The 11,616-nt window shown below is 43.2% G+C and carries 13 protein-coding genes; 8 read left to right on the top strand and 5 right to left on the bottom strand.

Annotated elements, in window-relative coordinates:
* Positions 1-94 precede the first annotated feature (94 nt).
* Positions 95-1,303: an argininosuccinate synthase gene (locus LLY41_RS05195; RefSeq protein WP_304587097.1), complete on the top strand. Its 1,209-nt coding sequence runs from the start codon at positions 95-97 to the stop codon at positions 1,301-1,303.
* Positions 1,300-2,694 (top strand): argininosuccinate lyase, encoded by a 1,395-nt coding sequence (gene argH / locus LLY41_RS05200; protein WP_304587098.1) that lies wholly within the window; start codon positions 1,300-1,302, stop codon positions 2,692-2,694. Before LLY41_RS05195 ends, argH begins: the two co-directional genes overlap by 4 nt.
* Before the next feature lie 38 nt (positions 2,695-2,732).
* Here argH and LLY41_RS05205 read toward each other — a convergent pair whose 3' ends face one another.
* Positions 2,733-3,185 carry a universal stress protein gene (locus LLY41_RS05205; protein ID WP_048008351.1) on the bottom strand — a complete coding sequence of 151 codons (453 nt, stop codon included), beginning with the start codon at positions 3,183-3,185 and terminating at the stop codon, positions 2,733-2,735.
* Positions 3,186-3,296: 111 nt separating this feature from the next.
* Here LLY41_RS05205 and LLY41_RS05210 point away from each other — a divergent pair, with 111 nt between their 5' ends.
* Together LLY41_RS05210 and ald are read left to right on the top strand one after the other, a co-directional pair.
* Entirely contained in the window at positions 3,297-3,464 is a 168-nt protein-coding gene (locus LLY41_RS05210) for a hypothetical protein (protein WP_169799749.1), read from the top strand.
* 144 nt (positions 3,465-3,608) lie between these two features.
* On the top strand, positions 3,609-4,730 hold the full coding sequence (ald, locus tag LLY41_RS05215; protein ID WP_095244883.1) for an alanine dehydrogenase: 1,122 nt from the start codon (positions 3,609-3,611) through the stop codon (positions 4,728-4,730).
* Positions 4,731-4,837: 107 nt separating this feature from the next.
* On the opposite strand, the gene LLY41_RS05220 is transcribed toward ald, so the two are convergent.
* Positions 4,838-5,935, bottom strand: a complete 1,098-nt coding sequence (locus LLY41_RS05220) for a M24 family metallopeptidase (RefSeq protein ID WP_304587099.1) — start codon at positions 5,933-5,935, stop codon at positions 4,838-4,840.
* Positions 5,936-6,376: 441 nt separating this feature from the next.
* On the opposite strand from LLY41_RS05220, the gene LLY41_RS05225 reads away from it, so the two are divergent.
* The 3 genes from LLY41_RS05225 to LLY41_RS05235 all read left to right on the top strand — a co-directional run bounded on the left by LLY41_RS05225 (position 6,377) and on the right by LLY41_RS05235 (position 8,813).
* A complete protein-coding gene (locus LLY41_RS05225; RefSeq protein ID WP_095244885.1) occupies positions 6,377-7,057 on the top strand; it encodes a metal-dependent hydrolase in 681 nt (226 codons plus the stop codon).
* A 105-nt stretch (positions 7,058-7,162) separates the two neighbouring features.
* Entirely contained in the window at positions 7,163-7,411 is a 249-nt protein-coding gene (locus LLY41_RS05230; RefSeq protein ID WP_095244886.1) for a hypothetical protein, read from the top strand.
* 82 nt (positions 7,412-7,493) lie between these two features.
* Positions 7,494-8,813, top strand: a complete 1,320-nt coding sequence (locus LLY41_RS05235; protein ID WP_095244887.1) for a CBS domain-containing protein — start codon at positions 7,494-7,496, stop codon at positions 8,811-8,813.
* 407 nt (positions 8,814-9,220) lie between these two features.
* On the opposite strand, the gene LLY41_RS05240 is transcribed toward LLY41_RS05235, so the two are convergent.
* A complete protein-coding gene (locus tag LLY41_RS05240; protein ID WP_035330304.1) occupies positions 9,221-9,526 on the bottom strand; it encodes a YtpI family protein in 306 nt (101 codons plus the stop codon).
* 138 nt (positions 9,527-9,664) lie between these two features.
* On the opposite strand from LLY41_RS05240, the gene LLY41_RS05245 reads away from it, so the two are divergent.
* A complete protein-coding gene (locus LLY41_RS05245; RefSeq protein ID WP_304587100.1) occupies positions 9,665-10,603 on the top strand; it encodes a DHH family phosphoesterase in 939 nt (312 codons plus the stop codon).
* A 29-nt stretch (positions 10,604-10,632) separates the two neighbouring features.
* Here the strand turns inward: LLY41_RS05245 and ytrI are convergent, their stop codons facing one another.
* The gene (ytrI, locus tag LLY41_RS05250) at positions 10,633-11,133 is read right to left on the bottom strand and encodes a sporulation membrane protein YtrI (RefSeq protein WP_095244889.1); all 501 of its coding nucleotides are present in this window, start codon (positions 11,131-11,133) and stop codon (positions 10,633-10,635) included.
* The gene (locus LLY41_RS05255; protein ID WP_353615972.1) at positions 11,130-11,525 is read right to left on the bottom strand and encodes a sporulation membrane protein YtrH; all 396 of its coding nucleotides are present in this window, start codon (positions 11,523-11,525) and stop codon (positions 11,130-11,132) included. The genes ytrI and LLY41_RS05255 overlap by 4 nt, the downstream gene beginning before the upstream one ends.
* Positions 11,526-11,616 lie beyond the last annotated feature (91 nt).

Raw genomic sequence — 11,616 nt, forward strand, 5'->3', positions numbered from 1 at the left:
TTAAATAAAAGGTTGTTAAAGTAAGAGAATAATAAATGAATAAAAATATAATTAAATTGTATATTTATACGTATAATCTAAGGAGGAAAAATAAATGTCACAAAATAAAGTTGTTCTTGCATACTCAGGCGGTCTGGATACATCAGTTGCGGTTAAATGGCTGCAGGATCAAGGTTATGCTGTTGTTGCATGCTGCCTTGACGTTGGAGAAGGAAAAGATCTGAACTTTATCCAGAAAAAAGCTTTAACTGTTGGAGCAGTCCAATCCTATGTGATTGATGCAAAAGAGGAATTTGCTAATGAATATGCATTAATTGCGCTTCAGGCACATGCTTTATATGAAAACAAGTATCCATTGATTTCTGCACTTTCACGCCCACTGATCGCCAAAAAGCTTGTTGAAGTAGCAGAAAAAGAAGGTGCAGTAGCAGTAGCGCATGGATGTACCGGCAAAGGAAATGACCAGGTTCGTTTTGAAGTGGCAATTCAGGCTTTAAATCCTGATCTTCAGGTTTTAGCTCCGGTTCGTGAATGGAGCTGGTCACGTGAGGAAGAAATTGAATATGCAAAACAAAACAATATACCTATCCCAATTAACCTGGATTCTCCATACAGCATTGATCAAAACTTATGGGGCAGAAGCAATGAGTGCGGAGTTCTGGAAGATCCATGGGCTGCTCCTCCGGAAGATGCATACGATCTTACCGTGTCTCTTGAAAAAGCTCCTGATACATCTGATACGGTTGAAATCGGTTTTGAAAAGGGTGTGCCAGTCAGCTTGAATGGCAATAGTATGAAACTTTCCGAGCTTATTGCCGAACTGAATGAGATTGCAGGCAAGCATGGGGTGGGGCGCATCGACCATGTGGAAAATCGCCTTGTCGGCATCAAATCACGTGAAGTTTACGAGTGTCCGGGAGCGATGACGCTTCTTAAAGCACATAAAGAGCTTGAGGACTTAACGATGGTAAAAGAAATGGCCCACTTTAAACCGGTTATTGAGAAAAAAGTGGCTGAGCTTATATATGAAGGATTGTGGTTCTCCCAGCTTAACAATGCGTTAACGGCTTTCCTGAAAGAAACACAAACATTTGTAACAGGAACAGTCAGAGTAAAGCTCTTTAAAGGCCATGCAATTGTTGAAGGAAGAAAATCTCCTTTTTCCCTATACGACGAAAAGTTAGCAACCTATACTTCAGATGATGAATTTGACCATAATGCGGCTGTTGGCTTTATTAAGCTATGGGGGCTGCCGACAAAAGTGCAGAGCATTGTTCAAAACAGCAAGAAGGTGACAGTGTGAAAAAGCTATGGGGAGGCAGATTTACAAAATCTGCTGAAGAATGGGTAGATGAATTCGGAGCATCGATTTCGTTTGACCAGGAATTGGTTATGGAAGATATCCAAGGAAGCATGGCCCACGTTTCCATGCTTTCTAAAACAGGAATTATTACTGAGAAAGAAGCAGAAAAAATCAAAACAGGCCTTCAGCAGCTAAAAGAAAAAGCTGAAAAGGATGAGCTGGATTACTCAGTAAAGCTTGAAGATATTCATTTAAATCTCGAGAGCCATTTGACTGAACTGACGGGACCTGTCGGCGGCAAACTTCATACAGCAAGAAGCAGAAATGACCAGGTGGCAACAGACATGCATTTATATCTGCGCAAGCAGGTGGAGCAGATTGTTTTATTGATTCAGGAAATGCAGGAGGAGTTAATCATCCAGGCTGAAAATAATGTGGAAACCATCATGCCGGGCTATACGCATCTGCAGCGTGCACAGCCGATCTCTTTCGGCCACCATCTGATGGCATATTTCTGGATGCTTGAGAGAGACAAAGAGCGCTTTACTGAAAGTCTAAAGAGAATTAACGTATCACCTCTTGGGGCTGGGGCGCTGGCTGGCACAACTTTCCCGATTGACCGTGAGTATACGGCTGAGCTTCTCGGATTTGAAGGCATTTATGAGAACAGCCTGGATGCTGTCAGCGACAGAGACTTTATATTGGAGTTCCTGTCTTCAAGCTCCATCCTGATGATGCATCTGTCACGTTTAAGTGAAGAATTCATCCTTTGGTCAAGCCAGGAATTTCAATTCATTGAACTCGATGACAGCTTTGCAACAGGCTCAAGCATCATGCCGCAGAAGAAGAACCCCGACATGGCGGAGCTCATACGCGGTAAAACGGGACGTGTCTACGGAAACCTCATGGGTCTCTTGACGGTATTGAAAGGACTTCCCCTTGCCTATAACAAAGATATGCAGGAAGATAAGGAAGGGATGTTTGATACTGTAAAGACAGTCACAGGTTCACTTAAAATCTTTGCGGGGATGATCCGCACTATGAAGGTTAAAACCGGGCAGATGGAAAAAGCGACTAAAAATGATTTTTCCAATGCTACTGAACTGGCGGATTATCTCTCTGATAAAGGCATTCCATTCAGAGAAGCACATGAGATTGTCGGGAAACTGGTCCTTGTTTGTGTTCAAAAGGGATGCTTCCTTGGAGATTTACCGCTAAATGATTTCAAGGACGCTCATACATTGTTCGAAGAAGATATTTATGAAGTACTGGATCCATATACAGCTGTCAAAAGAAGAAATAGTGCAGGCGGAACAGGATTCAAACAAGTAAGCCTCGCGATTGAAAAAGCGAAGGAATACGTCAGCAGTAAAGAGTTTGCCAATAAATAATGAAAAAAATGGCGCTGCAGCATGCAGCGCCATTTTTTCTATTCTTCTTCTTTATCCGTTCTGACTACGAGGACATCACAGCGGGCATAGCGGGTAATATGTTCAGATACACTGCCGATGATGAAACGTTCAACCGCGTTCATGCCTGTTGCCCCGCAAATGATCAGGTCAACATTGTGCTTTCTGGCAATATCCTTTGGAACCTTCACTTTAGGAGAACCATAGTCAACTTCATATGTTACATTCTCGATGCCTGCATCCATAGCCGTTCTTTTGTATTTTTCCATTAATTCTGTTGCGAAACGGTCAGCTCTTTCGGCAATCGTGCGGTCATAGGCTTCAACAGTGGCAAACGTGCGGGTATCAATGATATGTGCCAATACCAGAGAAGCGTTATTGCGCTTGGCAATTTCAATTGCCTTTTTAAAAGCCCATTCTGCTTCAGTTGAACCATCTACAGCGACTAAAATATTTTTATACTTCATGCCCATTTGAATCTCCTCCTTTACCTATATTATACATCTATAAAAACTGAATATCTGTAACAGAAAATCGAACAATAGTAAGGCTGATAAAAATTTTATGAAAAGGAGCAGATGAAGATGGAAAAGAGAGAGCCAAAAGCAGAATCCGGATATTTTTTTGATGAGCAGGGTGCAAATGAGGTTAGCGCACAGATCATGAATGCGTATAACAGCGGTGTTATTGATCAGCCAAATGCCGAGTTTGACATGGAAGCTCACGAACGGAATGAAGGCAATCTGCAATAAGAAAAGCGAGCTCTCATAAATACATGAGGGCTTTTTATATGATTGTTTGGGAGGAGAAAAATAGGCAAAGGAATTGTATACTTTTCCCTAAAATAGCCATATAAAGTTAATAGCGGTATCACTAAAAATACGGAGGTGTGCAGAATGCGCATCGGAGTTCCCAAGGAAGTAAAAAACAATGAAAACAGGGTTGCCATGACTCCTGCCGGTATTATGAACCTTATCCAATTTGGCCATGAAGTCTATATGGAAACGGGTGCCGGGATCGGATCGGGCTTTTCTGACAGCGACTATATGAGTGCAGGCGCACATATTGTTCAGACAGCAGAAGAGGCATGGGCCATGGAAATGGTCATGAAGGTAAAGGAGCCGATACAGAGCGAATATGTGTATTTTCGGGAAGGGTTAATTCTCTTTACATATTTGCATTTGGCTGCTGAACCTGATTTGACTAATGCTTTAATAAATAAAAAGGTTGCAGGCATAGCCTATGAAACAGTCCAGCTTCCCAACCGGACTTTGCCTCTATTGACTCCAATGAGTGAAGTAGCGGGAAGGATGGCAGCTCAGGTAGGCGCACAGTTCCTTGAAAAAATACATGGCGGGAAAGGAATCCTCCTATCGGGTGTCCCGGGTGTACAGCGTGGGAAAGTTACAATAATCGGCGGCGGTGTAGCTGGGACTAATGCGGCAAAAATGGCAATTGGTCTTGGTGCCAAGGTGACTATGATCGATTTGAATCCAGATCGCCTTCGGCAGCTTGATGATATCTTTGGAAGAGAAGTAACAACTTTAATCTCAAATCCTTATAATATCGCTGAAGCTGTTAAGGAGTCAGACCTCGTTATTGGAGCAGTACTGATTCCGGGTGCTAAAGCTCCTAAGCTTGTGACAGAGGAAATGATCAAAACGATGAGCCCGGGTTCTGTTATCGTGGATATTGCCATTGATCAGGGAGGGATTTTTGAAACAACTGATCGAATTACTACCCATGACCATCCAACATATGAAAAACATGGTGTCGTTCATTATGCGGTAGCTAATATGCCGGGGGCAGTTCCGAGAACATCAACTATGGCACTGACAAACGTGACGGTACCTTATGCAGTTCAAATAGCAAATAAAGGCTATAAACAGGCTTGCCTGGATAATGAAGCTTTATTAAAGGGAATCAATACATTAAATGGCTACGTGACATACAAGGCTGTAGCTGAGGCCCATAGCCTTGACTATTCAGATGCGAGAACACAATTGGAGCAGCAATAGGAAAAGCTTAAGGCCCCGCTTGTCTGGGATACTGATCTAATTCAGAAATTATATAAAAAATCCGGAGCTTGCTAGCCCCGGATTTTCTGCCTGAATTGTTCGACTCTCTATTTTATAATTTGAAGTTCTTTCGGGAATTTGGTCAAAATTTCTACCCCGTCTGCTGTTACAGCAAGGTCATCTTCAATCCTCACTCCGGCCACACCTGGAACATAGATACCCGGTTCGATGGTGAAGACCATACCTTCTTCAAGCAAAAGCGGGTTTGTTTCTGTTAATGAAGGGTACTCATGCACGCTCACACCCAGCCCATGGCCTAATCGATGAGGGAAATAGTCGCCGTATCCGGCTTCTGCTATCAGATTTCTTGCTGTCAGGTCAATATCTGCGCAAGTGACTCCCGGCTTGCTCGCTTCCACCGCTGCAAGCTGAGCTTTTAAGACTGTATCATAAATTTCTTTCTGTTTATCATTGATATCACCGTAAGCTACAGTTCTTGTAATATCTGAGCAATAGCCATTCCAGACAACTCCGAGGTCAAACAGGACTAAATCCCCTTTTTGAATCTTCGTCATTCCTGGTGTGCCATGAGGTGAAGCTCCGTTAGCCCCGGTCAGAACCATGGTAGAAAAAGACATTTCATTAACGCCTTTTTTCTTTAACGCATATTCTACTGCAGCCAGAACATCCAGTTCCGTTTTTCCTTCCTGAATCTCTGCACAGCCTGTTTCAATCGCAAAATCAGCCAGTGCACATGCTTCGCGGATGATTTCCAATTCTTTTTCATCCTTAACCATACGAAGCTGACGCAGCTTTGCTTCAGCCGAAACGAATGAAGCACCGCTGAACAGGCCGGAGATTGATTCATAGCGCTCCACATTCATATGCTCTTTTTCAATTGCTGTTTTATTTATTTTTCCAATTCTTTTATGTATGGATGTCTGGATAAATTCCCAAGGATTTTGAATATCGCTGTACCCAATAATTTCATGGCTCCAGCCGGCATTCTTGGCATCTTCTTTTTCCATAGCCGGACATACGAGGAATGGCTCCTCTTCCTGGAAAACAGCCAGTCCAAGCAAGCGCTCATGAGGGTCGCTTAAAAAGCCGCTTAAATAAAATACATTATCCGGTGATGTGACAAAAGTGACTTGTATATCATTTTCCTTCATCCACTGTGACAGTTTCTGCAATCTGTTATTCATAGTGAACCTCCTTATATATTCATACTTTGAGAGTAGCAACTAAAATCGAAAAGCGCAAGCGCCTTGGTCACCCCCGACAAGCACAAGACGAGCCTCCCGGAAAGGCGTTCTTTGCCTTTTTGGGAGGATTGCCCGAAATGTGGAGGCGACTGCTCAGGGACGACAGGCATAAGACGGTTCCTGTAAGAAGGCGTTTTTCCTTCTGAAAGGAAACGGCTTATGACCCCGAGTCCCTAGGAGCCGAAACAAGACAAGCTTGTGACCTCGAGGGGGTAGGCGCTGGAGCTAGACAGTTATCTAACTTCAGAAATATACCTTTAACCATAGATATTGTAAACTTTTTAAAGATTTCCAATTCAGGTATATATTAAAAGAAAGCAGGAATAACTTGTTTTTCGTTGAAGTAACTTACATAACTTAAAATAGGAGAGGAGCATCCAATTGAAAGTATCATTTCATGGCCATTCAGTAGTAAAAATCGAATCACAGGGAAAAACCATTTTAATAGACCCCTTTATTACCGGAAATAGTTTGACAGACTTAAAAGCTGAGGATCAGAAGCCGGACGTCATCATTGTCACCCATGGACATGGTGACCATCTCGGGGACACGATTGAGCTGGCAAAGCGCAATGATTCTCTTGTCATTGCCAACTTTGAGCTTGCCACCTATCTTGAGTGGCAGGGAGTAAGAACGCATGGAATGTCGATCGGCGGCGGATATAATTTTGACTTTGGAAGAGTGAAGCTGACACCTGCATTTCATGGAACAGGCCTCGAGACGGAAAACCAGGAAATCATCTACCTGGGAATGCCTGCAGGTGTGCTCATCACAATAGAAGGAAAAACCATTTATCATGCAGGAGATACTGGACTTTTCTCTGATATGAAGCTAATTGGCGACCGCCATCCGATCGATTTGGCATTTCTGCCGATTGGAGACAATTTTACAATGGGGCCGGATGATGCAGCATACGCAGCAGAACTTTTAGGTGCCAAAAAGGTTGTTCCCATTCACTTCAACACATTTCCGCCAATCAGGCAGGATCCACATAAATTCATCAGCATGCTCGAAGGTGGAGTCGGGCAGGTTCTCGAAGCAGGGGAATCAATCGAATTGTAATATGAAAACGCAGCTTCTGATGGAGGCTGCGTTTGTTTTTTTATAACTAAATCCCGGCCTGTCCGCATACATTTTAGGGAGGACAGGATAAAGGAGGAAGCGAAATTGAACAAAAACCGATATTTGCTATGCTTGCTGCTTTGCGGCTTGATGCTTTATTATGCAGCTCCAAAAATGGGTGTATTTAATGGAGGGACGGAAGGGATCTTTGCCATCAGCTGGCTGGCCCTTGCGCTTTTTGTCATTGCCGGAAACCTGACTGCATTGCTCTATGCACCGAAAAAAGCGGCTGTTTCGGGAAAGCAGGTGCGCAAATTGGCAGACAGGAAGCGGGCGCACTCCTTAGGCAGGTAATGAAGATTGCCGGAGTCAATTGTATCAAGGCCTCTTTACCCTTATAATGAAAATAAGGAATAATTTGTAGAGGGTGAAAGTCTTGGCTACTAAGCATGAGCAAATATTACAATATATTGATGAACTGCCAATTGGAGAAAAGATATCGGTCAGACAGATCGCCAAGGCGCTCGCTGTGAGTGAAGGTACGGCATACAGAGCGATTAAGGATGCTGAAAATAAGGGATATGTCAGTACAATAGAACGTGTTGGGACCATAAGAATCGAGCGGAAAAAGAAAGAGAATATTGAGAAGCTTACTTTTGCAGAAGTTGTTAATATCGTTGACGGCCAGGTGCTCGGTGGAAGAGCAGGCCTTCATAAAACTTTGAATAAATTTGTTATTGGCGCGATGAAGCTTGAAGCGATGATGAGATACACAGATGCCGGAAATCTGCTGATCGTCGGAAACCGGACACAGGCACACGAATTAGCTTTGAAGGCTGGCGCTGCGGTATTAATTACCGGGGGATTTGATACAGAAGACCATGTCAAAAAACTGGCTGACGATTTGCAGATGCCTGTGATCTCAAGCAGTTATGATACCTTCACAGTGGCGACTATGATCAATCGAGCTATTTATGACCAGCTGATTAAAAAAGAGATTGTACTTGTTGAAGATATCCTCACTCCTCTGCAAGAGGCGATCTTCCTGAAAACAACCGATACAATTGCAGATTGGATGACATATAATCGCGAAACCGGCCACAGCCGATTCCCGGTTGTCGACAATAACCTCAAGGTGCAGGGAGTAGTTACTTCCAAGGATATCATGGGACATGACAAGGAAACGCTAATCGAAAAAATCATGACTAAAAACCCAATGACAGTTGGAGGAAAGACGAGTGTTGCTTCTTCCTCGCATATGATGGTGTGGGAAGGAATTGAATTGCTTCCAGTGGTGGATGAAGGGAATAAACTCGAAGGCATTGTAAGCCGCCAGGATGTTCTGAAGGCTTTACAGATGATACAAAGGCAGCCGCAGGTGGGGGAAACAATTGACGATATTGTCACCAGCCAGCTGGTTATGACAAGGGGGAAAACAAAAGGGGATGACGTCTACCGCTGCGAGGTTACTCCGCAGATGACCAACCACCTTGGAACGATTTCCTATGGAGTCTTTACAACCATTGTATCGGAAGCGGCGAACAGAGTGTTAAGAAGCTATAAAAAGGGAGATCTCGTAGTTGAAAATATGACTGTCTACTTTATAAAACCTGTGCAGATTGAAAGCATGCTTGAAATCAATCCTAAAGTCCTGGAAGTAGGGCGGAAGTTCGGTAAAGTGGATGTTGAAGTTTTTAACGAAGGTGTCCTTGTTGGCAAGGCGATGATGATGTGCCAGCTGATTGATAGGCATTAAAAGAAATGCGGAAGTGCCTTGCCCACGAAGGAACGCAGACTAAGAACGCCACGTCCTGTGGCAACGTCTGCATGACCCCCATCCTGGGGGCCCCAAGCACAAGACGAGCCTCCCGGAAAGGCGTCCTTTGCCTTTTTGGGAGGATTGTAGGAAATGTGGAGGCGACTGCCCAGGGACGACAGGCATAAGACGGTTCCTGTAAGAAGGCGTTTTTCCTTCTGAAAGGAAACGGCTTATGACCCCGAGTCCCTAGGAGCCGCAACTAGACAAGCTTGTGACCTCGAGGGGGTAGGCGCTGGAGCTAGACAGTCATCCACGTTCAAAGTTTAACTTTCATACAAATAAACAAAAAGCCGCTCAAATTGAACGGCTTTTTTGCATGGCTTCTTCCGGAAGTCCGGGTATCTTTAATTCTTCCTTGCTGCTTCAGCTTCTTTCACAGCATGGGGCGTATAAAATTTGTATGCTTTTATGCCGCCCCAAATGCTTAATCCGCCAATTAGTATAAACACAATTGCCACAATGAGAGCAGTTGTTGTGTCGTATAAAAACAGCTGGTTAAGGCCAAATATGGCAACAAATGACCCGAGGGCAATTCTGGACTTGGCTGATATCCATTGTCTTTCAGCCGGCTGTCTGCTTCTGAAGAACTTTACTTTGTAGAAAATATAGAAAGAAAAAGAGAGTATAATCAGGATAACAAAAATAGGCATTTCATAACCTCCAAGTTTCGACAATCTCTTATTATTCTACCTGCATTAATAAAAAAATGCCATAAGCGTGCAGTGTTTTCTTTTTCTTTTCATGGTGGTATGGTAAAAATATAGTATTCAGAATAAAAGGAGCGCGCCATGAAACAGAAGATATTAGATGAAATAATAAAATATGAAACAATCATTATTCATAGGCATGTCCGTCCGGACCCGGATGCGTATGGTTCACAGGGGGGCCTTGCTGAAATCCTTAAGGCTTCATTTCCGGAAAAAGCGATCTTTACTGTCGGGCAGGAAGAAGAAACACTTCATTATATGAGAAGGCTTGATGAAATATCTGATGATACATATAAAGGTGCGCTGGTCATTGTCTGTGATACAGCAAATGCAGAGCGGATATGTGATGATAGATATGGAACGGGCAGCAAGCTGATTAAAATTGATCATCATCCTAATATGGATCCGTATGGGGATTTAATGTGGGTGGATACAGATGCAAGCTCTACAAGTGAAATGATTTATGAGTTTTATCTTTTCGGCAAAGAACAGGGACTGAAAATGTCTGATGAGGCGGCCAGGCTCTTATTTGCTGGAATAGTCGGCGACACCGGCCGTTTCCTTTATCCCAGCACAACAGAAAAGACTTTTGCCTTTGCAGGTGAACTGATCCGTTATAATTTTTCACGTCCGGAACTGTTTGATAAGATGTACGAGCTGGATGCGAATATTGTTAAACTGAAGGGATATGTACTGCAGAATTTTGAGATGAAATCCAGTGGAGCTGCTGTAATGGTCCTGAAAAAGGAATTGCTCGAAGAATTTAAGGCGGTACCTTCCAAAGCATCCCTGCTCGTAAGCACTCTTGGCGATGTGAAGGGGATAAAAGCATGGGTTTTCTTTATCGAGGAAAGCGATCAAATCCGTGTACGGTTCCGTTCTAAGGGTCCAATCATTAATGAAATTGCAAGGAAGTATAAAGGCGGAGGTCATCCTCTTGCTGCCGGTGCTTCCATATATTCATGGGATGAGATGGAATCCGTTGTAAGAGACCTTGAGGCTGTCTGCATAGACAGCTGACATATGATGCCCGGCAAAAAAGCCGGGCATTAATCCAGCATTATATTCAATTCAATTGAGATAGTGGTATAAATCACCAATTCTTTAACTTCCACCCGGTATCTTTTTTCGTTTACGCGGTGTGACTTATTCTCTATGATTTTCTTGATCAGTTCACTGCTTTTATATACAGTATCCATGTCTTTGGCAATCATCATGCTGATATCCTCTTTTATTTTATCTTCCAGCTGGAAAACACTGAAGGAATCCAGTTTATATTTTTCGCCGTTGACAATTTTAATGGAAATATCCTGGACAGTCAGTTTTTTCTGGTTTTCTTTATTTAATTTTTTGAATTCCTCTTGCCAGATTTCTTTATCTTTTTCCAATTCATAAATAGCATCCTGCTGAAGCTTGATTTCTTTGCTGTATCTCTCCTGCCATTGCCCAAAGATAAATAAAAAAATAAACCAGCTGATGATGCCTCCCAGGGCCATTCCTGCAAAAAAACGCTGCCAGGATGGCAATCGGTAGTAAGGCGGTATCCTCATGCCGAAATGTTCTCCTGAGTCAGCCAGTTAATGAGCATGGCGCCGGTCTGGGCCCCGCCGAGAGCAGACAGAATCAGCATTAATTGTTTGAAGACATCCTTAGTCTGGCCGTCCATAACGCCTCTTTCAAAGCTGTAAACTGTATCAAAGGTCCCCCCTATCGCTGCAATGATGGCCCAAATGCGAATCATATTGGAAATCTGGAAGATTTGATTTAAAGGAGGCTTGCCTGTCAGAAAAGCAGCCATGCCGCCAATGATTGAACCTCCAATTAAAACACCGAACGCAATGAAATAGCTCTCAATTAAAGTGGAGAAAAAGGGCTGGGTATTCATATCATCCATCCTCGCTGCAGGAGTGGTCCTGCCAGAATTATCTTGATACTTCATCATATGGACAAACTTAATAAAATATGTTTTTTAGGTGCTGTTAAAAAGAGAACATATTTTCTTTTTGGAAACGGGCGTTCTATAATGAAAATAG

This window comes from Cytobacillus firmus, from assembly GCF_023612095.1.
Classification (GTDB): domain Bacteria; phylum Bacillota; class Bacilli; order Bacillales; family Cytobacillaceae; genus Cytobacillus.